This window comes from Rhodococcus sp. BE178 (assembly GCF_050433545.1).
GTDB lineage: Bacteria > Actinomycetota > Actinomycetes > Mycobacteriales > Mycobacteriaceae > Prescottella.
On record NZ_JBNPXA010000013.1, the window covers coordinates 135,217 to 161,359 of the forward strand.

Here is a 26,143-nt window from a genome sequence, read left to right on the forward strand (position 1 = left end):
CGCCGACTAACCTGTTGGCGTGCCACTGCCGTCGAAACTCTTTCGTCCCGGAACCGCGCTGATCGCGGTCACCCTCTCCCTCACCGTCCTCGTCACCGGGTGCGGAAGCGGCGGCGATGCCGCCCCGTCCAGCCCCGATGCGGTCGGTGCCGCGTCCGACGAGGTGACGGTCCCGGTGACGGCCGCCACCACGGAGGTCGTCGACGCGGGAGCCGAGCCGCGGAGTGTGGTGCAGTTCCGTCCCCCGCAAGGCACCCGGCAGCAGGCCCGGCTGGTGACCACCGGCACCGTCCAGCAGCAGATCGACGATCAGCCCGCACAGGATTTCTCCAGCCCGGAGTTGACGATGCCGCTCACCGCCCTGGTGACGCAGGGGGCGTCCGACAGCACGCCGGCCACGACCACCGATCTGACGCTCGGAACCCTCACCACGGCGGACGTCGCGACGAACGAACTCCTTTCGCCCGCAACCGATTCGCACGCCGGGTTCACGATGAACCTGTCGGGAGCGATCACTGCGCTGCGGCTGCGTCCGGACCCCGACGCCCAGAACAAGGCCCGGTCGATGATCGAGCAGGCGTTCTACCAGGCCGTCTACCGCACCGTCGCGTTCCCGGAGCAGCCGATCGGCGTGGGCGCGGTGTGGACGATCCACCAGCAGGTGATGAGCGCCGTCGCGCTGAACCAGGTGACCACCGCGACCCTGACCGCACGCGACGGCGATCGGCTCACGATCGATGTTCGGGTGGCGCAGTCCCCGCAGTCACCCGTCTTCGAACTCCCGAACGGCGCGGGAACCCTGAACGTGGATTCGTACTCGCTGCAGGGCTCCGGTCGTGTCGTCGTCGATCTGGGCAAGCCCCTGCCCGTCGACGGTTCGATCAGCGTCGAGGGCACCCAGTCGTTCAGCGACCCGTCAGACGCGATGAGACTGCGTCAGACCACCAGCGAGCGGGTCGAGTGGTCCGCATGACGCGGCGCCGCTACCCCCTCGTCGCAACGGTCACAACGGTCGCGGTGGTCGGGGCCGCACTGTCCGCGTGTGGATCGTCGGACGAGCCCGCGCCCGCAGCCGTCGATCTGGGCCCCGTGGTGACCGCCCCGGCATCGGCGCCCGGGACGGGGCCGATCACGGACTCCGCGGTGCTGAAGGCCGCCCTCCTCACCGCCGCGGATCTGCCGCCCGGCTTCGCACCACTGCCCGATCCCGTCGACGACCTCGGTCTCGCACCGGATACGGGCAACGCAACGGACCGCTCGCGCACCGATCCCACCGGATGTGCGAGCGTCCTCGACACCGTCTCCCGCCAGGTTCCCGGCGCGGCCGCATCCGCCGAGGAGAACCTCGCGGGTCCGGGATTCACCAGCGTCGACGTGGACGCGGCCGGCTACGCGGGCACGGCCGCCGCCGATGCCTTCGCGACCGTCCAGTCCACCTTCCGTGACTGCACGACCTACACCGGTACCGATTTCGACGGCACGCCCGTGCAGTACCGCCTCGAGCCCCTGCAGCAGCCGGCCGTCGGTGACGCGTCGACCGCGGTCCGGCTCACCACCACCAGCGAGGGATTCACGCTGGTGTCCGACGCCGTCGTCGCGGTCGTCGGCTCGACCGTCGTACAGGTGGTCGCGACCGGACCGGACGCCGCGAACGGCGACCTGCTCACCGGGCTCGCACGCACGACGACCGACCGCATTCGGGCGGCGTCGCAACCGAAGTAGGTGCGCCCGGCACACGAACGCCGATGCCGGCGCCACCCGAGGAGGGCGACGCCGGCATCGGCGTGACGTACGGAACTGCTACGCGGGGCAGGCCGGCGAGGTCAGGTTGGCCATCGTGACCAGCTGGCACGCGTACTGCTGCGACATCTTCCAGACGCCGCCCTCGGCGACGAAGTCGACGGTGGCCGGGTTCGCCTGGCCGTTGACGGTCAGCGTGACACCGGCGGTCACGGTGTCGTCACCGGTCGGCGTGACGTCGACTACCTCGATGCCCGCGTTAGCGTCCTTGGCGGCCTTCGCGACCTGGTTGATCAGTTCCGGATCCGCCTCGGCGCCCTGAACCAGCTGGACCTTCTGGTCCAGCGGGACGCTCTCGTCGAACGCCTTCGCGAGAGCCGCATTGAGCTCGGCCGGCGTGGGCGGGGCCAGCGCCGGCGTCGCGGCGGCAGCGGTGGTCGTGGTGGCCTGGGCGGTGGTGCGCTCGCTGCTGCCGCCGTCGTCCGAGCAGGCAGTCATGGTCAGGGCAGCCGCGATCGCCACGCCCGCGATGGTCATCTTCCGAAGCTTCAAGTCTTCGTCCTTTTCTTCTCGGTCGAAAATCGTTCACGGCTCAGCCGGGATGCACATCCACTCTCCCAGCTATGACGCCAGTTCACAGCAAGCGTACCGGGATGAGGCGGACCTCACCCGAGGCTGTCGAGCGGATCGGCCACATCCAAGTCCCCCGTGGTGTCCTCGAAGGTACGCGACTGCCCCGGTCCGCTGCTACGGGTCTCGAACCGAACCGTCACCACGCCGTGTCCAGCGCCCTGCACCCAGCCGTGTCCGTACTCGGGGTGCGACACGTCCAATCCGGGATGCCACCGGGGCCGCGACTCGGAAGCCGCACGGTCCGACGAAACGTCCTCGAGTCCACCACTTTCCGACACATCCTCACCCTGGTCCAGCTCGGGGAACAGCGACCCCTGGACCACCGCGGACAACCCACCGAAGCCCACGCCCACCAGGCGGATCGGACCCAGTTCGAGCGGGTCGATCGCCTGGCGCTGCGCCGTCGCGGTGAGCGTCTGCAGATCGGTCGTCGCGTACGGCAGCGTGATCGATCGGGTCACGATGCTCATATCCGACTTACGGAGTTTCAGGACGACGGTGCGGGCCGCGCGGCCGTCCCGCGCCAACCGCCTGTGCGCCGCGGCGGCACTCGACTCGACGGCCCGCCGCAGCTCGGACAGTGTCACGATGTCCTGCGCGAAAGTCGTTTCGGCACTCACCTGTTTGGCGTCGGCGCGTTCCGCGACCGGACGGTCGTCGATGCCCCGGGCCAGCCGCTGCAGACTCGGTCCGATCGTCGTCCCGAGAATGGATGCCACCTCGGCCTCCGGCAGCGCCGCGAGGGCGCCGACGGTCTCGATCCCGAGCCGCTTGAGCTTCTCCTCCGCGACTGGACCGATACCCCACAGCTTGCGCACCGGCAGCGCCTCCAGCAGGGCCTGCTGGACGTCCGGGGACACCACCGTGATCCCGTCCGGCTTGGCCAGACCGGACGCGATCTTCGCGACCTGCTTGCCCGCGCCGGCGCCGATCGAGGCGACCAGCCCCGTCTCGGCGAGAACCAACGCCCGCAGCTCTTCGCAGTAGCGCTCCACCTCGGCCTTGCCGGCACCGGCGAGCTCGGCCGGTTCCCCGAACGCCTCGTCGAGCGAAAGCTGTTCCAGCACAGGCATCCGCACCCGCAGCGCCTCGAACACCTCCCGGCTCACGTGCCCGTACAGCCCACCGCGGGGCGGCAGCACGACGGCCGACGCCCCCACCAACCGGCGCGCCTGGTGCATCGGCATGGCCGAGCGCGCGCCGAAGACCCTCGCCTCGTAGCTCGCCCCCGCAACCACTCCCCGACCGCCGAGGCCGCCCACGAGCACGGGACGACCCCGCAACGTAGGACGGGTCAGCTGCTCGACGGATGCGAAGAACGCGTCCATGTCGAGATGCAGGACCCACCGGCGGCTGCGTGTGGGGTCGGCGGAGTCCATGGATGAAAAATACGCCGAGCGGACGACAGGCCCCGTCGAGGCCTTCGGCTATGCGGTGGGCGTCGCCGACGGCTGCCCGTCCGCCCGGACGGTGCCGGCCTCGGCCGTGCCGCGCGGCACGGTGAAGGTGGCGGCCACGCACGCGATCGCGACGGCGAAGCACGCGATCGTGTACCAGAGGCTGCCGATGGGATCCCCGTTGCTCGTGACGCCGTCGACCGCCCCGAAGAAGTCCGGCAACGCGCTCAGCCACAGCACGCCGAGCACCGCGATGTACACGATGGAGTAGATCCGGACGAAGTCGTTCGAGTAGGCGGGGACGTCGGACGTTCCCGCGCGCAGCCGCGACCACTGCTTGTACAGCAGCGGAATCGCGACGACCGTGACCGCGACCAGTTCGGCGGCGTAGAGGACACCCCGGACCGTGTCGCTGCCCATCCCGAAGACCGTCGCCGGGAGCGGGAGGACGAACACACCGACCGACGCCGCGAGACCGACCACGATTGTGCGCCAAACCAACCCGAGTCCGGAGAAGTGCCGGCCGTCGTCGACGTGACGTCCGACGAAGAACTGCACGCACAGGGCCAGCGACATCGGCCACAGCGCCGCGAACACCACGACGCTCGGCAACGGAACCGAATCGAAGAAGGGCAGGTTGACCTTGTTGTCGAGGGTCCACTCCCACCACCGCAACTGCGGACCGAGCTGGTCGAACATCTCGTAGAACGCGTGGTGCACGAAGCCGACGCACACCGCGCCGAGGAACACCCCGTAGCGCCGGAACACCCCGAGCATCCGGACGATCTCGAACGCCAGCGTCGCCATCAGCGGATAGATCGCGACGATGTACAGCGGCAGTCTGCCCCACAGGAATTCGACGGTGAACACGTTGTGCGCGAACATCGTACCCAGGTATTCCTCGGTGCCGAACGTGGCCGGGAAGTAGATCGGCGGCTCGATCACGAAGAGGAAGGCGGTGGCACCGAACCACAGCACCAGGTTGGTGGGATCGCCGTGCCGCCGCAATCGCAGAATCGCGTACACGAGCGCCAGCACCGCGCCGAGAACGATCGTGAACTCCAGGACCGGTAGCGTCCAGTTCTCCAACGCACCGGGGTTGCGGAACTCGACGAGCCCCCCGGCCTCGTCACACGAGAAGCCCAGCCGGGTGGCCAGATCCTCGAACGTGGGTGAACACAGATCCGACATCAGTTCACCGCCTTCGACGACACCGACTCGGCGGAGTACCAACGCGTGCAGTCGTAGCCGTCGTCGTAGCGGGTGAACCACTCGCCGGCGAGCACGGGCAGGTTCTCGTGCGTCGGGTCGTGGCCGGGCAGCTGGCTACGAACGGCGCCGCGCAGAGCGGTGAGCTGCTCGCCGAGGGCCAGGCCGTCGAACGCGCGCGGCATCGGCCCCTTGGTCAGGTAGGGCGCGAAGCTGGTGAGCACCCGCTGCTTGGTGCGGTGCCGGGCAAACATCGACATCGAGTCGACCTTCCGCTCGGACAGCGGAACGTGCTGGTTGAAGCCGGCGCATGCGATCCGGATCGACTTCATCACGTGCGCGAAGATCGACGGCGCCATCCGCATCCGGTACATCTCGTTGCCGACGAGCGAGTTGTAGATGATGAGCGCGGAGCTGCGGTGCTCGACCTCTTCGACGAAGTGCCAGAGGAACAGCGAGGCGACCCGGTCGTCGCCGGGCGCGAACAGTGTGGCCTCGTTGTCGAGCATCAGCTTGAACACCGGGGTGAAGGTCGCCTCGAGGTCCGCGGTGTACGCGAGGCGATAGTCGATCGAGGTGCGCTCGGTGAGCAGATCGAACTCGCCGATCACCGCGTCGAGCGTGTTCTGCAGGCCGGGGTAGCGCCGGATCAGCCCGTTCACGTGCTGGCGGTGTGCGGTCGAGTGGTGGCCCTCCTGACGCATGAACGCCACCGCCTCCTCGGCGACCGCCGGGTCGGTGATCAGTGGCTTGGCCTGCAGGATCAGCTTCACGATCATCTTCTCGAAGCCGATGGCCAGGAACGACACCGCGTTCGACATGCTCGACCATGCCGGGTTGTCGGGGTTCCACAGGAACGGGACGTCCCCGTCGTCGAACCCGAAATCCATCTTTCGGGGCTTGAGATCCGTCATGCGCACTACCTCGTTCGTCGTCGGTGAGGGGCCCCGTCCGCGCAGGCCGGGGCCACAATCGCGGCAATCATACGATTGTGATCAAAGTTGTATGATTACTTTCGCGAAATCGCCGCCGCCTGCGCGAGAACCAGTGCACTGCTGATAAATTCCGCCCGTGGCACGCAGACGCGGATGGGGCGGCAAGCCGCCGGCCGACGACGAAGAGGCCGCGCGGCGCATCGTCGCCGCGGCGGTCGAGACGATCTCCCGCACCGGATCGGCCATCAGCATCGCCGACGTCGCGGAATCCCTCGGCGTGATCCGGCAGACGGTGTACCGGTACTTCCCCAGCACCGACGCCCTCCTCCGCGCCGCCGCCATCGCCTCGGTCGACGGGTTCCTCGACCGCCTGACGGCGCACGTCCGGGGACGGGCGGATCCGGCCGACGCCCTGATCGAAGCCGTGGTCTACACCCTCGACGAACTGCCCCGCACCCCGCACCTGGGCATCATGCTGTCCGGTTCGCACTCCCACACCGAGGGAATCACGTCGGACGAGGCGCTCACCTTCGGGATGACGATGATCCGACGCTTCGACGTCGACTGGGATCGGCACGGGTACGACGAACCGTCTCTGCGCGAACTCGTCGAGTACCTGCTGCGGACAATGCAGTCGTTCTTCGTCTCCCCCGGAAACCCTCCACGCGGCGAGCACGAACTCCGGCGGTACCTACGCCGCTGGATGGGCGCCGCGATCAGCGCCCAGACGACAGCACACACGACGAAGCCCTGAGGAACCTACGGTCCCTCAGGGCTTCGTTCGCGAAGCGTCGCTACCCGATCACGCCTTGGTGACCGTGGCGCGCACGCCCTCACCGAGTTCGACGACCGCGTCCCCGGAGACGTCGCCGAGTTCGAGTGTCGTCGCCAGGACCTCGCCCGCGATCAGATCGCGGTGCCGCTGTGCCCAGTCGAGACGATCCGCGGGAACCTGCAGCGTCACCGAGATGCGATCGGAGACATCGAGACCCGCCGCACGACGCGCGTCCTGCAGTTCACGGATGCGGTCCTTGGCCCAACCCTCGGCCTCGAGTTCCTCGGTGACCTGCGAGTCGAGTACCACCAGACCGGCGCCGTCGGGCAGGGCCGCCGTCGACTCGGGCTCGGCCGCGACCAGCCGCTGCGTGTACTCCTCGGGGAGCAGCGCGATGCCCACGGCAGGAGCGGAGCCTGCGGAGCGACCCGGCCACACCGTGACCACACCGTCCGTCTCGGACCAGTCGCCCGCCTTGACCGCCTTGATGACGGTCTGCACGTCCTTGCCCAGGCGCGGACCCGCGGCCCGGGCGTTGACGACCAACTCGAAGCGACCGTGCACGTCGACGTCGTCGGTGACGTCGACCTTCTTGACGTTCACCTCGTCGGCGATCAGGCCCAGGTACGGGCGCAGCCGATCGGCGTCGGGTGCCGCGACGGTGACCTCGGGCAGCGGCAGCCGCACCCGAAGGTTCTGCGCCTTGCGCAGACCCAGCACCGTCGAGCAGACGCCCCGGACATCGTCCATCGCGGCCACCAGCTCCGCGTCGGCCGGGAGCTCGGACGCCGTCGGCCAGTCCGTCAGGTGCACCGACCGGCCACCGGTCAGGCCCCGCCAGATCACCTCGGTCGCCATCGGCAGCAGCGGCGCCGCCAGACGGCTCACGACCTCGAGCACCGTGTGCAGGGTGTCGATCGCGTCCCGGTCCTCGTCCCAGAACCGGTTGCGCGAGCGTCGCACATACCAGTTGGTGAGCGCATCACAGAACGTGCGCAGCTCGTCGCACGCGCCGGCGATGTCGGTCGCCTCGAGCGCATCGGTGATCGCGTCCCGCGTCGCGGCGAGCTTGGCGAGGATGTACCGGTCGAGCACGTTCGGCGAGTCGGTCCGCCACTGGCCGGGCTTGGACGCGTACAGCTGCAGGAAGCTCCAGGCGTTCCACATCGGCAGCAGCGCCTGTCGGACACCCTCGCGGATGCCCTGCTCGGTGACCACCAGGTTGCCGCCGCGCAGGATCGGCGACGACATCAGGAACCACCGCATGGCGTCGGAGCCGTCGCGGTCGAAGACCTCCTTGACGTCCGGGTAGTTGCCCTTGGACTTGCTCATCTTCAGGCCGTCGTCGCCCAGAACGATGCCGTGTGCGGCAACGGTTCTGAACGCAGGGCGGTCGAAGAGAGCGGTCGCGAGCACGTGCAGGTTGTAGAACCAGCCGCGGGTCTGCCCGTTGTACTCGACGATGAAGTCGCCCGGGTAGTGCGTCTCGAACCAATCCTGGTTCTCGAACGGGTAGTGGACCTGAGCGAACGGCATCGACCCCGACTCGAACCAGCAGTCCAGCACCTCGGGAACGCGACGCATCATCGACTTGCCGGTCGGGTCGTCCGGGTTGGGACGGACCAGCTCGTCGATCATCGGCCGATGCAGGTCGGACGGACGGGCACCGAAATCGGCCTCGAGCTGGTCGAGCGAGCCGTAGACGTCCACGCGCGGGTAGGCCGGGTCGTCCGAGATCCACACCGGGATCGGGCTGCCCCAGTAGCGGTTACGGCTGATGTTCCAGTCGTGGGCGCCGGCGAGCCACTTGCCGAACTGCCCGTCCTTGATGTGCTCGGGCACCCAGGTGATCTCCTGGTTGAGCTCGACCATGCGATCACGGAACTTGGTCACCGCAACGAACCACGACGGCACGGCCATGTAGATCAGCGGCTGGCCCGAACGCCAGCTGTGCGGGTACGAGTGCTCGATCGTCTCGTGCCGCAACAGCTTTCCGGCAGCCTTGAGGTCCTTGATGATGACCGGGTTGGCATCGAACACCTGCAGGCCCTCGTACGGCGGCACCATCGAGGTGAACTTGCCACCCGGATCGAGCGGTTGGACGATCTCGATGCCGTTCGCCGTCGCGCACTCCATGTCCTCCTCACCGAAAGCCGGTGCGAGGTGGACGATTCCGGTACCGGAGTCGGTGGTGACGTAGTCGGCCGACAGCACGCGGTGCGCGTTGGCGTGCCCCTTGTCGGGGCCGTGGAAGAAGTCGAACGGCGGCGTGTAGGTGAGGCCGAGGAGCTCGGCGCCCTTGTACTCGCCGAGGACCTCGGGCGACTCGCCTAGCTCACGCGCGTAGTGGCCGACACGGGCGGCGGCGAGCACATAGCGCTTTCCGTCGGCGCCGAGCACCTGCACGTAGTCGACGTCGGGGTGCACCGCGATCGCCAGGTTCGACGGCAGCGTCCACGGCGTCGTCGTCCAGATCAGGGCATTCGCACCGTCGAGCGGCGAGCCCGGGGCAGTCAGCACCATGTCGACGGTGACGGCCGGGTCCTGCCGCATCTTGTACGCGTCGTCGAGGCGAGTCTCCTGGTTCGACAGCGGCGTCTGCTCGTACCAGCTGTACGGGAGCACCCGGAAGCCCTGGTAGATCAGGCCCTTGTCGTAGAGCTCCTTGAACGCCCACATCACGGACTCCATGAAGTCCAGATCCAGGGTCTTGTAGTCGTTGTCGAAGTCGACCCAGCGCGCCTGACGGGTGACGTAGTCGCGCCACTCGTCGGTGTAGCGCAGCACCGACTGCTTGCAGTACGCGTTGAACTCCGCCAGACCCATCGAGTCGATCTGCGACTTGTCCTTGATGCCGAGCTGCTTCTCGGCCTCGAGTTCCGCGGGCAGACCGTGGCAGTCCCAGCCGAAGCGCCGGTCGACCTTCTTGCCGCGCATCGTCTGGAAACGTGGCACCAGATCCTTGACGTAGCCGGTGAGGAGGTGGCCGTAGTGCGGCAGACCGTTCGCGAAGGGCGGGCCGTCGTAGAAGACGAACTCCTCGGCACCGTCACGGTTCGCGATACTCGCCCGGAACGTGTCGTCCGCATCCCACGCTGCGAGCACCTTCTGCTCGAGCGCCGGGAAGGACACACTTCCAGTGGCGCGTTCACCGACGAGATCGACGCGCGGGTACGCGTCGTTCGTCTGGGGAGGGGTGGATTCGTTACTTGTCACCGCGCGGCTCCTCGTGCCCAACTACCGGCACGGGGACGACGACGGCGCCCTGTGCGCCGCTACCGCGGTACCACCCCGCTTGCTCGTCGCCACGTTCGCGAGACGAGCCACTCGATCAAGGCTGTGACGGGCCCACCCGTTCGGTTCTACTGAGCCGGATCCGGGTTACGCGATCAACGCGAATCCCGAATCTCGACCGTTCTTCCGAAGGCTCCCCGGTGATCGCCGGATCTCAGCCGTATGTGCGTTCAGTCTAACCCTGAGCCGAATTCCCGTCGGAATCACCGTGGTCGGACTCGACGTCACCGTTCTTCGTGTCGGCCGGCGCAACGGCCGGTGCCGCCTTCCTGCTCGCCAGCGCACTGACGAGCAGGAGGACGGCACCCGCGACACAGACTGCGATGCATCCCCAGGCCCAGAGGACGGAACCCGTCATCAAGGCGATCACCAGCAGGGTAAAACCCACTGCCGCGAGGACCAGCGTCATGACCAGCACGATTCACCCTCTACTCGAGAGCCGGCCGGGCGTCGGCTCAGTCAGTTGTTTCCCTTGGCGAACGACTGGCTGAAGCCGGACTGGTTGAAAGCGTCCTGGCCACCGTCGACCGGCACGGCCGAGCCGCGCTGCTCCAGCTCCTCGAGCTGCGACTCGAGGTACGACTTGAGCCGCACCCGGTACTCGCGCTCGAACGTCTTCAGCTGCTCGATCCGACCCTCGAGGACGGAACGCTGCTGATTGATCGTCGCCATGATCTCGGTGTGCTTCTTCTCGGCGTCGGCCTGCAGCGCATCGGCCTTCTCCTTGGCCTGCCGCAGCTGGGTCTCCGAGCGAGTCTGGGCGTCCGAGAGGAGCGACTCCGACTTCTGCTTGGCGTCCGAGACCATGGTCTCCGACTTCTGCTTGGCGTCGGAGACCATGGTCTCCGACTTGGTGCGCGCGTCGGTGACGAGGCGCTCCGAGTTGGTGCGGGCGTCGCTGAGGAGCTGCTCCGCCTCGACCTTGGCGTCGCCCGTCAGGCGGTCGGCCATCTCCTGCGCGAGGCCGAGGACCTTCGCGGCCTGCATATTGGCGTCCTCCGACGGACGCGGCGCTGCCGCGGGAACCGGAGCAGGCTTGGGCTGTTCGACGACTCGAACCGGTTCCGGCGCGGGAGCCGGAGCGGGCGCCGGCGCGGCGGCCGAACGCGGAGCCTTCTTCGCCTCGGCCAACTCCTGGTCGAGCTCGCCTACGCGCTGACGGAGATCTGCATTCTCCTCGATGAGCCGGGACAGCTCCTGCTCGACCAGATCGAGGAAGGCGTCGACCTCGTCCTCGTTGTAGCCACGCTTCCCGATCGGAGGCTTGCTGAACGCGACGTTGTGCACATCAGCTGGAGTCAGCGGCATGGAAGGATCCCTTCACGCGTCAATTGGCGGTCTAGCACGCATTGAGTTCTAGGGCATTGCGCGTACTCGTTAACCATTTCGTTACCCGTCACACTGTAACTGCGGGTCATTCTGTCACACCAAACCCGTAGGTGAAGCTAGTCCCGAGACCACCTGCATGAGGATGAACAGCAGGAACAGCAGCACCATGATCGACAGGTCGAGCCGGACCCCACCGAGCGAAATCGGTGGAATGAGCCGGCGAAGAAGCTTCACCGGCGGGTCTGTGACCGTGAAGATCGCCTCGAGCACGATCACGACGAAACCCGTCGGTCTCCAGTCACGGGCGAACACCCGGATGAACTCGACGATGATCCGTCCGATGAGCAACAACCAGAAGATGAACAGGATCACGTAGATCACCGAGAACACGGCCACACCTTCACTCTGCCTGACAACGACCGGTCGATCAAAACGATCTCGCTACCCGAGTCGCGCATCACACTCGCGCGCAGTCGACGACTCGGTCACATCGGCGGATCGCCCGTTCGGACCGCGGACTACTTCTGGTTGTAGAACCCGGTCTCCGCGATGCGGCGACGCTCCTCGGCGGAAACGTCGATGTCGGCGGGTGAGAGCAGGAACACCTTGGTCGCGACCTTGTCGAACGACCCGCGGAGCGCGAAGGCGAGCCCGGCAGCGAAGTCGACGAGCCGCTTGGCATCGGCGTTGCTCATCTCGACGAGATCCATGATCACCGGCGTGCCGTCGCGGAAGCGCTCGCCGATGGTGCGGGCCTCGCCGTAGTCCCGGGGACGCAGCGTGGTGATCTTGGACAGCGGCCCGCCCTCGTCGACCACCGACCGGCGGCTCTCGTGCCGCTCCATCCGCGGGTCGACGGCGAGTGCGCCGCGGGTGGCGCCGCGCGGTGCAGCACCTCGTGGCGCGATGGGCTCGACCCGCGCCGACGAACGGGGAGCGGACTCGTAGCGGTCGAAATCACTCTCGACCTCGTCACGGCGGGACGCCGCGTAACCGGGCTCGGCGTACTCGCGGCGGCCCTGCCCGGGCTCGTCGATGTAGTCGTCCTCGAAATCCTCGAGGGGAACCATGCCGAAGTAAGCCTTGAACTTGTGCAGGCTGCTCATTGATCGACCTTCCTGGGCGCGGCGGACTGGTTCTGACGAATCCTGCGGTCGACCGCAGAGATCTTCTTGGTGTTACTGGTGTGACTGGTGATCATTTCGAGACTATCGGTCGGCGGCCGAGGAGGGCGGTTCCGACACGCACACAGGTCGACCCGTGGCGGACCGCGGCCTCGAGATCACCGGTCATCCCGGCGGACAACGTCGTCGCCTCGGGATGCGTGCGCAGAAGGTTCGCGTGGAGCGTCGAGAGTCGCGCGAATGCAGCGTCGGGGTCGACGCCCAACGGCGGCACACCCATGATTCCGCCGAGCACCAGGTTCGACGACCCCGCGACGCGATCGGCCAGCTCGCCGAGATCCCCGGCCGGTACCCCACCACGGTCCGGATCGGCATCCAGGCTCACCTGGAGGAGAACCTCGAGCGGATCCGATCGAGCGCCCTCGTCGAGCGCACCCGCGGCCGCGCGGTCGAGCGCATCGGCGAGCCTGACGCTGTCGAGCGAGTGGACCGTGTCGGCCCAGCGCACGACCGACTTGACCTTGTTTCGCTGCAGGCGACCGATCATGTGCCAGCGCACCGACTCGTCGGCGCCCGGAGTCGACCGGAAGTCGGCCACCTTGGTGCCGGCCTCGGGTTCGCGCGACTCCCCGAACGCCCGGCAACCGAGATCGTAGAGAATCCGGACATCCGTCACCGGGTAGAACTTCGTCACCGGTAGCAGCGCCACCTCGGTGAGAGGGCGCCCGGCTTCCCGGCAGGCCGCGTCGAGTCTGGCGCGGACCGCCGTCAGCGCCGATGCGATTTCGTCGTGCCTACTCATCGGCCGTCAACTCGATCCCGTCACTCTTCCCCGGGTGGGTCCATCCAGATCACCGCTGCCAGGCGGCCCGTGGGCGCTCCCCGGCGGTGGCTGAACAATGTTGCATCCTCGATCGTGCACCGCGGATCCTCGGCGACACCCGAGACCCCGGCGGCCAGTAACTGCCGCCGCAAACCGGCTCGCAGATCGAGCCCCGGCGTGCCCTTGACCGTGCGAGTGGCGCTGCCGGGCAGGAACTTCTCGACATCGGCCTGCATCGCGGCCGGAACCTCGTACTGACGACCGCTCGCCGCGGGCCCGAGGAACGCGCCGATCCGCTCGGGCCGCGCGCCCTGCTCGATCATCGCGCCGATCACCTTGGGCACGATGCCGATCCGGGCTCCGATCCGACCGGCGTGCACGGCGGCGATGACACCGGCCTCGTCGTCGGACAGCAGGATCGGCACGCAGTCGGCGCTCAGCGTGACCAGGGCCAGACCGGGCACCGTGGTCACCAGCGCGTCGGTGGCGGGAACGGGACCGTCGACAGGACCGTCGACGACCGTGACGTTCCGGCTGTGGATCTGTTCCATCCACACCAAGCGCTCGAACGGCAGCCCGATGCCGTCGGCGAGCCGGCGGCGGTTCGTATCCACCGCAGCCGGATCGTCGCCGACGTGATCACCGAGATTGAACGACTCGTACGGCGCCGCGGACACACCACCGGCTCGGGTCGTCACGACCCGCCGGACCCGGACACCCGTCACGGAAACCCCGCTCAACGGCGCATGAAGGAAGGCACATCGACGTCGTCGTCTTCGCCTTCCTCGTTGCTGACCGGTACTGCACGGGAAGCACTGCCACCCAGCGGCGGCAGGGTCGACCCCGTGGGCGCGCCGACCGGCTCACGCGGAGCCGCCGGTGCCGCCGGTGCGGGCTCGGCGGGTGCCGCCGCGGCGCGCTCGGACTGCCCGACCTCGCCGGCCCGTCCTGCGCCGATGTTCCCGCGGCCGATGGCCGACTGGACCTCGAGCGGCCGCTTGGCCGGCGCTCCGCCGTCGAAGCCCGCGGCGATCACGGTGACGCGAACCTCGTCGCCGAGCGAATCGTCGATCACCGTTCCGAAGATGATGTTCGCGTCGATGTGCGCGGCCTCCTGGACCAGCGACGCCGCCTCGTTGATCTCGAACAGACCCAGGTCCGAACCGCCGGCGATCGACAGCAGCACTCCGCGCGCGCCCTCCATCGACGCTTCCAGCAGCGGCGAGTTGATCGCGGTCTCGGCGGCCTTGATCGACCGGCCCTCCCCACGGGAGGAGCCGATGCCCATGAGCGCGCTTCCGGCGCCGGACATGACGCTCTTGACGTCGGCGAAGTCGACGTTGATCAGACCCGGCGTGGTGATCAGGTCGGTGATGCCCTGGACACCGTTGAGGAGCACCTCGTCGGCGCTGCGGAACGCGTCCATGAGGCTGACGGCGGCATCGCCCAGCTGCAGCAGCCGATCGTTGGGGATCACGATCAGGGTGTCGCAGGACTCACGCAGAGCGGAGATCCCGGACTCGGCCTGCGAACCGCGGCGCTTGCCCTCGAAGGAGAACGGCCGCGTGACGACACCGATGGTGAGGGCGCCGAGCTTGCGGGCGATGCTCGCGACGACCGGGGCACCACCGGTACCGGTGCCACCACCCTCGCCCGCGGTGACGAACACCATGTCGGCCCCCTTGAGGACCTCCTCGATCTCGTCCTTGTGATCCTCGGCGGCCTTGCGGCCGACCTCCGGGTCGGCGCCGGCGCCGAGACCACGGGTCAGTTCGCGACCCACGTCGAGCTTGACGTCGGCGTCGGACATGAGCAGCGCCTGCGCGTCGGTGTTGACCGCGATGAACTCGACTCCCTTGAGTCCCTGCTCGATCATGCGGTTGACCGCGTTGACGCCGCCGCCGCCGATACCGACGACCTTGATTACGGCGAGGTAGTTGTGCGGGGGCGTCATGGGCTCTCGCCTTCCGTGAGTGGATTTCGCGCTCGTACTAGGGGTGAGTATGGAAAACCCTCAACCTCAACCACAGGGTTAAGGTTATGTCAAGTAGTCCCTTGGGGCGAAACGCTATGCAGTGCCACAGCGATCCGCCAGCAGGCGCGCCGACACGCGCCAAGTTTTTGCGGGGCACGGAGCCCCCGATCCGCTCGTGGCGTGAGCCTCCGGATCGCCCATCACTTTACTGTGGGCAGTTCGGGACTCGACACATCGAAGATCCGACCGGGCTGTGTCAACAGTGCGGAGACCACTGCCGACTTCCTCTCGGAATCGTCGACACCGCCCCACACCACGACACGGCCGTCCACCAGAGTAACCGAGACACTCGAAATCGTCGGTGCGGCAACCTCGGACACCTGGACCCGGACCGCCTCCGGCAGCGACCCGAGCACCTCCAGCGCAGCCTGGGTGGCGTGGTCGGCCTCGGTCGGTGTCGGCGTGACGAGTCGCACCACACCGAACGGCGGCGGCTCGACGGCGTAGTCCACCCCGGTGGCGTCCATCAGATGCGTTCCGTCCGGGGAATCGAAGAACACCACCGGAATCCGTTCGCGGACGGTCACCCGCACGGTCGACGGATATTCGCGCTGCACCCGCGCTTCCGCGACCCGGGGTATCCCCGCGACACGCTTGGCCGCTGCCGCGGTGTCGACCCGCAGCAGTGGAGTCCCGTCCGCGATCCCCGCGACCGGCAGGACCTCCTCCGCGGTGAGGAACCCGTCACCGACGTACTCGACCTGACGGACCGACATCATCGGGCTGAACCACAGCGCGGCGCCGAGGCCGCCGAGCACGACCACCACGGCGGTCGCGATCAGGAAAACCTTGCGCCGCAACGACCGGGCGCGCGCCCGCTCCTCCGAACCGCGAGCGGTCTTCGCCTCCGACTCCGGTCCGTTCCCGTCGCGCCGACCGGACGACGTCGCCTGGCGCGGCGAACTCCGGCGCGTGCGATCGCCGCGCGACCGGCGCGCATCGGGCCGGCCGCTGCGGGGTCGACCCCGACGATCGGCCGTCACTGCGGCTCCGAACCCGATCCCGCCGAACGACCACCGTGGTTGGGCCGCGACCGCAGTGCATCGAGTATCGGCCCACCGAGCATCGTCACGTCGCCCGCACCCATCGTGATCAGGACGTCGCCGGGCTCGACGAGTCCGGCGACCTGACGCGGCACCTGGGACCGATCGGGCTGATAGTGAACAGGTTTCGTGAGCGCCTGCGCGACCAGCGCGCCGCTCACTCCGGGGATCGGCTCCTCGCGCGCGCCGTACACGTCGAGCACCACGACCTCGTCCGCCAGGTCGAGCGCCTCGCCGAACTCCTGCGCGAACGTCACTGTCCGCGAGTACAGATGCGGCTGGAACACCACGACGACACGGCCCTGCCGGCCGTCGTTGTCGACGAGTTCCCGCGCGGCGCCGAGCACCGCCCGGACCTCGGTCGGATGATGCGCGTAGTCGTCGAACACCCGGACCCCGCGCTCGCGGCCGGTGAGCTGGAACCGGCGGTGGACCCCACCGAACCCGGCCAGCCCCTCGAGCAGTTCGTCCACCGACGCGCCGGCGTCCACGCCCGCGAGCAACGCGGCAAGCGCGTTGAGCGCCATGTGCTTTCCGGGCACGCCCAACCGCAACGTGCGCGGCTCGACCTCGCCGGCGAAGCGGATGTGCGCCACTCCCCCGACGTCACGCGCCTCCCAGGACAGCAACTCCACACCCACCGGAACCGGACCGGCGGACGCGGCGGCCTCCGCCGTGCCGTAGCCGACGACCCGTACCGCGCTGCCGGACTCCACCGTTCGCCGCGCGAGCGCAGCCGACCCCGGATCGTCGAGGCACACCACGAGCAGGCCGTCCGGAGCGATCCGCGCGACGAAGTCGTCGAAGACCTGGACGTACGCCTCACTGCTACCGAAGAAGTCGAGATGGTCCGCCTCGATGTTGGTGACCACCACGACGTCCGGGTCGTACTGGAGCAGCGAGCCGTCGCTCTCGTCGGCCTCCGCGACGAAGACCTCACCCGAGCCGTGATGGGCGTTGGTACCGGCCTCGTTCAGTTCGCCGCCGACCGCGAAGGACGGGTCGAATCCACAGTGCTGCAACGCGACCACGAGCATCGAGGTCGTCGAGGTCTTGCCGTGCGTGCCCGACACCAGGAGCGTGCGATGCCCGCGCATCAGCGACGCCAGGACCGCGGGGCGCAGGATCACCGGAATGCCGCGCTTCGCGGCCTCGACGAGCTCCGGATTGTCCTTCGGGATCGCGGCGTGCGTGGTGACGACGGCCGTCGGGCCACCCGGCAGCAGATCGAGGGCGCTCGCATCGTGGCCGATGCGGACGACAGCGCCGCGAGCACGCAGCGCGAGCACGCCGCGGCTCTCCTTGGCGTCCGAGCCGGACACCTGCCCACCCCGGGAGAGCAGGATCCGCGCGATGCCGGACATTCCGGCACCTCCGATGCCGACCATGTGTACCCGCTCGAGACCCGCGGGTAGCTGCTCGTTCATCGGTTTCCCCTTGCTACATCGACAACGATCTGTGCGACGGTCGCCGCCGCACTGCGGTGGCCGGCACCGGCCGCGCTGCGGCCCATCTCCTCGAGCCGTGCGCGGTCGGCGAGCAACGGCACCACGGTCTCCGACACGTAGTGCGGCGTCAACTCCGCATCCGGAACGATCATCCCACCTCCGGCAGCGACGACGGGCCGGGCATTGAGTTCCTGCTCGCCGTTTCCATGTGGCAACGGCACGTACACGGCGGGGAGGCCGACGGCCGAGACCTCGGCGACGGTCATGGCGCCCGAACGACAGATCACCGCGTCGGCGGCGGAGTACGCCAGGTCCATGCGCGTCAGGTACGGCACCGCCACGTACGGCGCCTCCGGATGCGACTCGACTTCCACGGAGTTCTTGGGACCGTAGGCGTGCAACACGGAGATACCGGCCGCCGCGAGCTGCGGGGCGGCACCGGCGACGGCCTCGTTGAGCGACCGGGCGCCCTGCGATCCGCCGAACACCAACAGCACCGGACCGTCCGCCGGCAGACCGAAGTGCTCACGCGCCTGCGCGCGCAGGGCCGCCCGATCGAGTCCGGTGATGGACGAGCGGACCGGGATTCCGACGATCTCGGCATCCGCGGTGCCGCGCGCGGCCACCCCGGAACCCGCGACCGCGGCCAGGACGCGACGGGCACGACGGGCACCGATCTTGTTCGCGATGCCCGCACTGGCGTTGGCCTCGTGGATCACGATCGGGATCTTCCGGCGGCGGCGCAGCAGACCCGAACCGGCAGCAAGATACGCGGGCAGCGCGACATAGCCGCCGAAGCCCACGACAACGTCCGCGTCGGTACGGTCGAGCACCGCGCGCGTGGCGGCCACCGACCGCCGAATCCGGCCGGGTAGCCGGAACAGATCCATCGTGGGCTTGCGGGGCAACGGAACCGGCGGGATCAGCTCGAGCGGATACCCCCGATCGGGGACCAGGGTGGTCTCGAGGCCTCGCTCGGTCCCGAGCGCCGTCACCACGGCGGACGGATCGAGCGCACGGATCGCGTCCGCGACAGCCATTGCCGGCTCGATGTGCCCGGCCGTCCCGCCGCCGGCCACCACCACGGACAGGCCTGTCTTGTCGCCGCTCACCTACGCGTTCCTCGCTCTCCTGGACGGGGATCGCGCGAAGTGCCCGCGCGGTCCCGATCCCTCATGGGGCCGTGGCCCCGCTTCTCGTTGTTCCGTCGACCGTCGTCGGTCGGCCGGCGTCGGGGTTGGTCGTGCCGAAGAGCACGGGTGTCCTTGGCGCCCGGGCGTTCTCCGCGGGCGGGCTGCACCTTCCGGTTCTCCGTGCGGCGCACGACGGCCGCCCCGCGCGGGCGCGGCGGGATGTACGCCGCCGGCTTGGGCAGCCGCAGCAGTCGAGACATCCGTCCGTCCTGCCCGCTGTGCAGCGCGGCGACCGCCTCCGGCTCGTGTCTCGCCGCGTTCGCGACCAGACCGAACATCAACAGTGTCGTCGCCGTCGAGGTGCCACCCGCCGACACCAGCGGCAACTGCAGACCGGTGACCGGCAGGATGCCGACGACGTAACCGATGTTGATGAACGCCTGACCGGTGATCCACGCGGTCGCGGTCGCGCTCAGCAACTGCAGGAACGGGTCCGCCGAGCGCCGCGCGATGCGCAGACCGGTGTACACGAACAGCGCGAACAACCCGATCACCGCGCCCGCCCCGATGAATCCCAGTTCCTCGCCGATGATCGCGAAGATGAAGTCGTTGTGGGCGTTGGGCAGATAACTCCACTTGGCCCGGCTCTGGCCGAGCCCCTCACCGAACAGGCCACCGTCCGCGAGCGCATACTTCGCCTGCCGCGCCTGGTAACCCGCGCCCTGAGCGTCGTCACCCGGGTTCAGGAACGACTGGACGCGCGCGGACCGGTATCCCGCAGTCAGCGCGAGGGTTACGGCCGCCGCACCGCCCGCCAGGAGCACGGTGAGGAAGATCTTCAGCGGAAGGCCCGAGAACCAGAGCAGCGCCAGCAGGATGATCGCGAGCGAGATGGTGGTTCCGAGGTCGGGCTGCAGCACGATCAGGACGAAGACCAGCAGCGCCGCGGGCACCAGCGGGATCAACATCTCCTTGAGCGATGCACCCTCCCGCCGCCGCGTGGCGAGCAGGTGCGCGCCCCACACCGCGAACGCGATCTTCGCGAGTTCGGAGGGCTGCAACGAGATCGGACCGATCACGAACCAACCGCGGGTTCCCTGCGACTTCGTACCGATGCCGGGAATCAACACCAGCACCAGCATCGCGACCGTCACACCGAACGCCGGCAGCGACCACGTACGCATCACCCGGATCGGGATCAGCAGCGCGATGTAGAAGATCACCAGACCCAGCGTCGCGAAGATCAGCTGTGAGACGAACTTTCCATACGCGGACCCGTCCCGCGCCACCGACTCGACACTCGACGACGACAGCACCATCACCAGCCCGAGCACCGTCAACAGGACCGCGATGGTGACGACGAGATGAAACGACGTCAGCGGACGAGCCAGCCACGCCCCGATCCGGGTGCGCGGCGCGCGCTCGGGGGCTCCTGTCATCCGCGGGTCCCGGACTCCGGCTCGATGTCGGCCAACGCCGTGACCGCTGCGGCGAAGCTGCGCCCGCGGTGTCCGTACGAGTCGAACATGTCGAGCGACGCGGCAGCAGGTGCCAGCAGCACGGTGTCGCCGGGAGCAGCCAGGGCCGTGGCGGCGCGCACGGCCTCCGCCATCACGGTGTCCGCGTCGGCCGTGGGAAGATCGAGGTGGAGCACGTCCGCTCCGGCGATCGGTTCGACCACGGACCCATCGTCTCCCGCGCGCACGTGAACGACCGGGACCTCGGGGGCGTGTCGCGCGAGCGCCTCGGCGATCTGATCGGCGTCACGGCCGATGAGCACCGCACCGGCCAGTCGGTCCGCGACGTCGGCGACCAGGTCGTCGATGCGAGCCCCCTTGAGCAGGCCGCCGGCGATCCACACCACCGAGTCGTGCGCGACGATCGACGACCGCGCCGCATGCGGATTGGTCGCCTTGGAATCGTCGATGAACGTGATGTCGGTGAGCCGACGGACGACCTCCGCCCGGTGCGGTCCCACCCGATGAGCCCGCAGCCCCGCATCCACCGCTGCCGGGGAGACGCCGATCGCGCGGGCCAGCGCGGCCGCCGCCAGCGCGTCGCACAGTCCGGCCGGCCCCGGCGGGCTGATCTCGTCGGCCGCGACGAGGGGAACCGAATCCGCGAACGCCCGGTCGATCAGCATCCCGCCGCGAACGCCCAACTCCCCGACGTCGGGCGCATCGAGCCGGAAGCCGACGGTGTGCCCGTCACGCGGCCGCTCGACCAGCGTGGCGGCGACCGCGTCGTCGAGGCCGACGACGGCGACGCCACCGGTGAGGGCCTGCGCCTTGGCGTCCGCGTAGCCCTCCATGCCGCCGTGCCAGTCGAGATGATCCTCGGCGATGTTGAGTACGACGCCGGCTGTCGGGCGCACGGACGGCGCCCAGTGCAGCTGGAACGACGACAGCTCGACGGCGAGGACGTCGACGCGGGGCTCCTGCGCACGCAGTGCGTCGAGCACCGGCAGGCCGATGTTGCCGCACGCCGCCGACGACATGTCCGCGGCCTCGAGGATCGAGTGCAGCATCGACGTCGTCGTGGTCTTGCCGTTGGTGCCGGTCACGACCAGCCACTGTCGCGGCGGACCGTACACCCCGGCCCGGTCGACATGCCACGTGAACTCGATGTCGCCCCAGATCGGGATGCCGGCGGCCGTGGCCGCCGCGAGAACCGGCGCGTCCGGCCGGAACCCCGGACTGGTGACGACGAGGACGAACTCGGCGACGCGCGCCGGGTCGGCGACCAGGTCGTCGAGCGGCACCGTCTCGGCACCGAGCTCGGCGCAACGGGCGAGGGCGTCCACGTTGGTGTCGGTCACCGTCACCCGGGCACCGAGGTCGTGCAGCGGAGCTATCACCGCGCGGCCGGAGATGCCGGCGCCGGTCACGAGGACGCTCGCGCCGCGCAGTCGGTCCAGATCTCCCGCGTCGACTCCCGCGCCGTGTCCGGTCCCGTCGAGCTGCATCCGTCAGTCCCCGATCGCCGCGAGATATTCGCTGTAGAACAGTGCGAGGCCGATCGCGGACGCGATCGCGGCCAGCAACCAGAATCTGATGATCACCTGGGTCTCGGCCCAGCCGCCCAGTTCGAAGTGGTGGTGGAACGGCGCCATCCGGAACACCCGCCGTCGGCTCGATCGGAACACCGCCACCTGGATGACCACCGACGCCGCCTCGGCCACGAACAGGGCGCCGATGACGACCATGAGCAGCTCGGTGCGGGTGGTGATGGACAGGCCGGCCAGCATGCCGCCCAGCGCGAGCGAACCGGTGTCGCCCATGAAGATCTTCGCCGGCGCCGCGTTCCACCACAGGAAGCCGATGCATGCCGCGGCTCCGGCGGCACACAGCAACGCCAGGTCCAGCGGATCACGGACGTCGTAGCAGCCCTTCGACGGACCGAGGCTGCCCGGCCCGTCGACGCAGGCGTTCCGGTACTGCCAGAACGTGATGATCACGTACGCGCCGAGCACGAGGCTCATCGAACCGGCCGCCAGACCGTCGAGGCCGTCGGTGAGGTTCACCGCGTTCGACCACGCGCTCACCAGCAGGTAGCAGAACAGGATGAAGACGATCGATCCCATGCTGACAGTGGCGATGTCGCGCACGTACGACAGGTGCACGCTGCCCGGGGTCAGACCGCTGCCGCCGCGGAACTGCAGCGCCAGGATGCCGAACACGACCGCCGCCACCAACTGGCCGACGAGCTTGGCCGTCTTGTTCAGACCGAGGTTGCGCTGCTTGCGGATCTTGATGAAGTCGTCGAGGAACCCGACGCCACCGAGCGCGGTGGTCAGACCGAGCACCAACAGGCCCGACGCGGTCGGCCCCTCAGCGTCGTAGCCGATGCCGATGAGATGCGAGCCCCAGTAGCCGGCCCAGATTCCCGCGAGGATCGCGACGCCGCCCATCGTGGGGGTACCACGCTTGGCCTGATGGCTCGCCGGGCCTTCGACCCGGATCTCCTGCCCGAAGCCCTGCCGCGAGAAGACCTTGATCAGGACCGGCGTCAGCAGGATGGACACCGCGAGGGCGATGCCCGCGGCGAAGAGGATCTGCCTCACTGCGGCGCCTCCGAATCGGTGATCTGCGCGGCGTCGGTGGTCGGCGCGTCGAGAACCGCGTCCGCGACCTCCCACAGTCCGATCGACTGCGAAGCCTTCACCAGTACGAGATCACCGGCCTCCAGTTCCTGCTCCAGCAGCGCGATCGCACTCGCACCGTCGGGCACGTGGACCGCCTCGTCACCCCAAGAACCTTCCATCACCGCTCCCTGGTACATCGCGCGGACGGGCCGACCGGCTCCGACGAGGATCAGCTTGGTCACGTCCAGGCGCACCGCGAACCGTCCGATCGCGTCGTGCTCGACCACTGATTCTGGTCCGAGTTCCGCCATTTCGCCGAGGACTGCCCAACTCCGGCGTGCCGGACCACGACCGGACCGGGCCATCGACACGAGCGCCTTGATCGCCGCACGCATCGAATCCGGGTTCGCGTTGTACGAGTCGTTGACGACGGTGACGCCGTCGGCCCGATCGCGGACCTCCATCCGACGCGCCGAGACCGGCCCGGCGGAACCGAGCGCCGCCGCGACCTGGTCGAGCGTCGCCCCGCACTCGAGCGCGACGGCGGCCGCCGCGAGCGCGTTGCCGACCTGGTGTTCGCCGTGCACCGCGAGCGTGACCGGGATGCTGCCGGCCGGGGCGGTCAGAGTGAAACTGGCGCGCGCCTGATCGTCGAGGCGGACGTCGGTCGCGCGGACATCGGCGGTGCCGGACTGGCCCACCAGCACGACGCGTGCCCGGGTCCGCTGCGCCATCGCCGCGACCAGCGGATCGTCGGCGTTGAGCACCGCGACGCCCCCCTCGGCGGCGGTCGGCAGCGACGCCGGCAGCTCGCCCTTGGTGTCGGCGATCGCCTCGCGGGAACCGAACTCGCCGAGGTGCGCCGTGCCCACATTGAGGACCACACCGATGCGCGGCGGGGCGGACTTCGCGAGGGCCGCGATGTGCCCGCGTCCGCGGGCGGACATCTCCAGGACCAGGAAACGGGTGTCGGCGTCGGCCCGCAGCGCCGTCCAGGGATGCCCGAGCTCGTTGTTGAACGAACCGGGCGGGGCCACGACGGACCCGAGCGGCGAGAGAACTGCCGCCAGCAGGTCCTTCGTGGAGGTCTTGCCGGACGAACCGGTCACCCCGACGACGGTCAGGTCCGAGTCGGCGGTGAGCCGGTCGATGCTCGCGCGCGCCAGCTTCGCGAGCGCCTCGAGTACCGCCGCGCCGGAGCCGTCGGTGTCGTGTTCGAGGGCCAACGCGCCGTTGTCCGACGCGCCGAGCGGCTCGACCACGATCGCCGGGACACCGACCGGGCGGGCCGCGAGCACGGCCGCCGCGCCCGCCGCCACCGCAGCGGCCGCGTGGTCGTGCCCGTCGGTCGTCGCGCCCGGCAGCGCCAGGAACAGCCCACCCGGTGTGACCTTGCGGGAATCGAACTCCACCGTTCCCGAAACGGTGGCCGACGGATCGTCGACATCGTGGAGCGTCCCGCCGACCGCCTGTGCGATCTGGGCGAGCGTCATCGGGATCATGCGTTTCCTCCGTGTGCGGGGTCTTCGGAGGCGATCCGATCGATCGCCTCTCCCAGAACCTCGCGGTCGTCGAATGGGTACTTCACCCCGTGGATCTCCTGGCCGATCTCGTGGCCCTTGCCTGCCACGAGGACCACGTCGCCGGAGCGGGCCCAGCGGACCGCGGCGGCGATGGCCTCACCGCGGTCTCCGATCTCGAGCACCTCACCCCGCTCTGCCGCCGGAACCGACAGCGCGCCCTCCGTCAGCGCGGCCCGGATGGTGGCCGGATCCTCGGTGCGCGGATTGTCGTCGGTGATCACCAACAGGTCCGCGCCGCGGGCCCCGGCCTCGCCCATCAAGCCCCGCTTGCCGGTGTCGCGGTCTCCGCCGGCGCCGACGACGACCGCGATCCGGCCGTCGGTCTGCCCCCGCAATGTCGCGATCACGGCCTCGACCGCAGCGGGCTTGTGGGCGTAGTCGACGACGGCCAGGAAGTCCTGCCCGCGCTCGACCCGCTGCACACGGCCGGGCACGTCGACCCCGCCGATTCCGGCGATCGCCGCGTCGACGTCCGCGCCCGCCGCCGCGCAGACCGCCACGGCCAGCACCGCGTTCGCGACGTTGTACTGCCCGGGCAGACGCAGCGACACCGAGTGCGTCGTCCCGTCCGGCCCGGTGAGCGTGAAGACCTGGCTACCCGACGGCACCGCCTCGGCCTGCCCCGCGGTCCAGTCACCTGGTCCGCTGGTGGCGACCGTGGCGACGGCGCCGGGAAGGTTCGGGTGCGCGCGGCGGGCGATGTCCGCCATCCGCGCCCCCCACTCGTCGTCGGTGCAGATCACCGCGCGCTCCGCACGGACCGTCGAATCCGCCGCGAAGAGGCGGCTCTTCGCCGTGAAGTAGTCGTCGAAGTCGCGGTGGAAGTCGAGATGGTCCTGGGACAGGTTGGTGAACGCACCGATAGAGAACCGAACGCCGTCGACCCGGCCGAGAGCCAGCGCATGACTCGACACCTCCATCACCACGGTGTCGATCCCCCGCTCGAGCATCGCCGCGAACAGGGCGTGCAACTGCGGCGCCTCCGGCGTGGTGAGCGCGCTCGGCACCCGGTCCCCCGCGACGCGGGTCTCGATCGTGCCGACCAACCCGATGCTGCGACCGGCCGCCGCGAGGCCCGACTCGATCAGATATGCCGTCGTCGTCTTGCCCGAGGTTCCGGTGATGCCGACGACCTGCATCTGCTCCGACGGATGGCCGTAGATCGTGGCCGAGACCTCGCCGAGCACCCGCCGTGGTTCGGGGTGCACCAGCACCGGCAACGCGGGGACGTCGGTGGACTCACGGAACTGGCGGGCGACGAGCGTCAGACCGGCGTCGTCGGTGAACACCGCCACCGCGCCGGCCTCGACGGCCGACCCCACGAACTCGGCGCCGTGAGCACGCGCCCCCGGGAGCGCGGCGAACAGATCGCCCGCCAGCACCGACTGCGCCCGCAACTCGACGCCGGTGACCGTGGTCGGCACAGCCGCGTCCCGGTCCACTCGATCGGATCCGAGCCATTCGATCCGGGCACCGACCTTGTCGGCCAGGTCTTCCAGGTCGGTCCGGGGCGGGTTCGTCGGGCGAAGACCGCTCCCCGGCGCCGCACCCGGCATGG

Annotated in this window: 23 protein-coding genes; 3 read left to right on the forward strand and 20 right to left on the reverse strand. The window is 69.1% G+C overall.

Features of this window, described 5'->3' with window-relative positions; genetic code table 11:
- The first annotated feature begins 19 nt into the window (after nucleotides 1-19).
- Together J2X34_RS21085 and J2X34_RS21090 are read left to right on the forward strand one after the other, a co-directional pair.
- Nucleotides 20-973 (forward strand): hypothetical protein, encoded by a 954-nt coding sequence (locus tag J2X34_RS21085; protein WP_429519630.1) that lies wholly within the window; start codon nucleotides 20-22, stop codon nucleotides 971-973.
- The gene (locus J2X34_RS21090; protein WP_429519632.1) at nucleotides 970-1,722 is read left to right on the forward strand and encodes a hypothetical protein; all 753 of its coding nucleotides are present in this window, start codon (nucleotides 970-972) and stop codon (nucleotides 1,720-1,722) included. The genes J2X34_RS21085 and J2X34_RS21090 overlap by 4 nt, the downstream gene beginning before the upstream one ends.
- A gap of 78 nt (nucleotides 1,723-1,800) precedes the next feature.
- Here the strand turns inward: J2X34_RS21090 and J2X34_RS21095 are convergent, their stop codons facing one another.
- From J2X34_RS21095 to J2X34_RS21110, 4 genes are all read right to left on the reverse strand, one after another.
- The gene (locus tag J2X34_RS21095) at nucleotides 1,801-2,277 is read right to left on the reverse strand and encodes a hypothetical protein (RefSeq protein WP_258557672.1); all 477 of its coding nucleotides are present in this window, start codon (nucleotides 2,275-2,277) and stop codon (nucleotides 1,801-1,803) included.
- Between the two features lie 128 nt (nucleotides 2,278-2,405).
- Nucleotides 2,406-3,752, reverse strand: a complete 1,347-nt coding sequence (locus tag J2X34_RS21100) for a DNA polymerase IV (protein WP_114719304.1) — start codon at nucleotides 3,750-3,752, stop codon at nucleotides 2,406-2,408.
- Nucleotides 3,753-3,800: 48 nt separating this feature from the next.
- On the reverse strand, nucleotides 3,801-4,961 hold the full coding sequence (locus J2X34_RS21105) for a hypothetical protein (RefSeq protein WP_429519634.1): 1,161 nt from the start codon (nucleotides 4,959-4,961) through the stop codon (nucleotides 3,801-3,803).
- On the reverse strand, nucleotides 4,961-5,893 hold the full coding sequence (locus J2X34_RS21110) for a metal-dependent hydrolase (protein ID WP_429519635.1): 933 nt from the start codon (nucleotides 5,891-5,893) through the stop codon (nucleotides 4,961-4,963). Before J2X34_RS21110 ends, J2X34_RS21105 begins: the two co-directional genes overlap by 1 nt.
- A 157-nt stretch (nucleotides 5,894-6,050) precedes the next feature.
- On the opposite strand from J2X34_RS21110, the gene J2X34_RS21115 reads away from it, so the two are divergent.
- A complete protein-coding gene (locus tag J2X34_RS21115; RefSeq protein WP_114719301.1) occupies nucleotides 6,051-6,668 on the forward strand; it encodes a TetR family transcriptional regulator in 618 nt (205 codons plus the stop codon).
- 48 nt (nucleotides 6,669-6,716) lie between these two features.
- On the opposite strand, the gene ileS is transcribed toward J2X34_RS21115, so the two are convergent.
- From ileS to J2X34_RS21195, 16 genes are all read right to left on the reverse strand, one after another.
- Nucleotides 6,717-9,905 (reverse strand): isoleucine--tRNA ligase, encoded by a 3,189-nt coding sequence (ileS, locus tag J2X34_RS21120; protein WP_429519638.1) that lies wholly within the window; start codon nucleotides 9,903-9,905, stop codon nucleotides 6,717-6,719.
- A gap of 253 nt (nucleotides 9,906-10,158) precedes the next feature.
- Nucleotides 10,159-10,401 (reverse strand): hypothetical protein, encoded by a 243-nt coding sequence (locus J2X34_RS21125; protein ID WP_429519640.1) that lies wholly within the window; start codon nucleotides 10,399-10,401, stop codon nucleotides 10,159-10,161.
- A 41-nt stretch (nucleotides 10,402-10,442) separates the two neighbouring features.
- Nucleotides 10,443-11,291, reverse strand: coding sequence for a DivIVA-like cell division protein Wag31 (gene wag31 / locus J2X34_RS21130; RefSeq protein WP_114719298.1), 849 nt, complete (start codon nucleotides 11,289-11,291; stop codon nucleotides 10,443-10,445).
- A 114-nt stretch (nucleotides 11,292-11,405) separates the two neighbouring features.
- Nucleotides 11,406-11,708, reverse strand: a complete 303-nt coding sequence (locus tag J2X34_RS21135) for a YggT family protein (protein WP_114719297.1) — start codon at nucleotides 11,706-11,708, stop codon at nucleotides 11,406-11,408.
- 122 nt (nucleotides 11,709-11,830) lie between these two features.
- Complete coding sequence (locus tag J2X34_RS21140) at nucleotides 11,831-12,418, reverse strand: cell division protein SepF (RefSeq protein ID WP_114719296.1); 588 nt, start codon at nucleotides 12,416-12,418, stop codon at nucleotides 11,831-11,833.
- Between the two features lie 91 nt (nucleotides 12,419-12,509).
- On the reverse strand, nucleotides 12,510-13,238 hold the full coding sequence (locus J2X34_RS21145) for a YggS family pyridoxal phosphate-dependent enzyme (protein ID WP_114719295.1): 729 nt from the start codon (nucleotides 13,236-13,238) through the stop codon (nucleotides 12,510-12,512).
- Between the two features lie 20 nt (nucleotides 13,239-13,258).
- Nucleotides 13,259-13,999, reverse strand: coding sequence for a peptidoglycan editing factor PgeF (gene pgeF, locus J2X34_RS21150; RefSeq protein ID WP_254622547.1), 741 nt, complete (start codon nucleotides 13,997-13,999; stop codon nucleotides 13,259-13,261).
- A complete protein-coding gene (gene ftsZ / locus J2X34_RS21155) occupies nucleotides 13,996-15,213 on the reverse strand; it encodes a cell division protein FtsZ (RefSeq protein WP_114719294.1) in 1,218 nt (405 codons plus the stop codon). The genes pgeF and ftsZ overlap by 4 nt, the downstream gene beginning before the upstream one ends.
- A gap of 221 nt (nucleotides 15,214-15,434) precedes the next feature.
- Complete coding sequence (locus tag J2X34_RS21160) at nucleotides 15,435-16,277, reverse strand: cell division protein FtsQ/DivIB (protein WP_429519644.1); 843 nt, start codon at nucleotides 16,275-16,277, stop codon at nucleotides 15,435-15,437.
- Nucleotides 16,274-17,764 (reverse strand): UDP-N-acetylmuramate--L-alanine ligase, encoded by a 1,491-nt coding sequence (murC, locus tag J2X34_RS21165; protein WP_429519646.1) that lies wholly within the window; start codon nucleotides 17,762-17,764, stop codon nucleotides 16,274-16,276. The genes J2X34_RS21160 and murC overlap by 4 nt, the downstream gene beginning before the upstream one ends.
- Nucleotides 17,761-18,897: an undecaprenyldiphospho-muramoylpentapeptide beta-N-acetylglucosaminyltransferase gene (gene murG, locus J2X34_RS21170; protein WP_114719291.1), complete on the reverse strand. Its 1,137-nt coding sequence runs from the start codon at nucleotides 18,895-18,897 to the stop codon at nucleotides 17,761-17,763. The genes murC and murG overlap by 4 nt, the downstream gene beginning before the upstream one ends.
- A complete protein-coding gene (gene ftsW, locus J2X34_RS21175) occupies nucleotides 18,894-20,357 on the reverse strand; it encodes a putative lipid II flippase FtsW (protein ID WP_114719290.1) in 1,464 nt (487 codons plus the stop codon). The genes murG and ftsW overlap by 4 nt, the downstream gene beginning before the upstream one ends.
- Nucleotides 20,354-21,883, reverse strand: coding sequence for a UDP-N-acetylmuramoyl-L-alanine--D-glutamate ligase (murD, locus tag J2X34_RS21180; RefSeq protein WP_429519649.1), 1,530 nt, complete (start codon nucleotides 21,881-21,883; stop codon nucleotides 20,354-20,356). Before murD ends, ftsW begins: the two co-directional genes overlap by 4 nt.
- Nucleotides 21,884-21,886: 3 nt before the next feature.
- The gene (gene mraY / locus J2X34_RS21185) at nucleotides 21,887-22,981 is read right to left on the reverse strand and encodes a phospho-N-acetylmuramoyl-pentapeptide-transferase (RefSeq protein WP_114719288.1); all 1,095 of its coding nucleotides are present in this window, start codon (nucleotides 22,979-22,981) and stop codon (nucleotides 21,887-21,889) included.
- Nucleotides 22,978-24,504, reverse strand: a complete 1,527-nt coding sequence (locus tag J2X34_RS21190) for a UDP-N-acetylmuramoyl-tripeptide--D-alanyl-D-alanine ligase (RefSeq protein WP_114719287.1) — start codon at nucleotides 24,502-24,504, stop codon at nucleotides 22,978-22,980. Before J2X34_RS21190 ends, mraY begins: the two co-directional genes overlap by 4 nt.
- On the reverse strand, nucleotides 24,501-26,141 hold the full coding sequence (locus tag J2X34_RS21195; protein WP_429519685.1) for a UDP-N-acetylmuramoyl-L-alanyl-D-glutamate--2,6-diaminopimelate ligase: 1,641 nt from the start codon (nucleotides 26,139-26,141) through the stop codon (nucleotides 24,501-24,503). The genes J2X34_RS21190 and J2X34_RS21195 overlap by 4 nt, the downstream gene beginning before the upstream one ends.
- Between the last annotated feature and the right edge of the window lie 2 nt (nucleotides 26,142-26,143).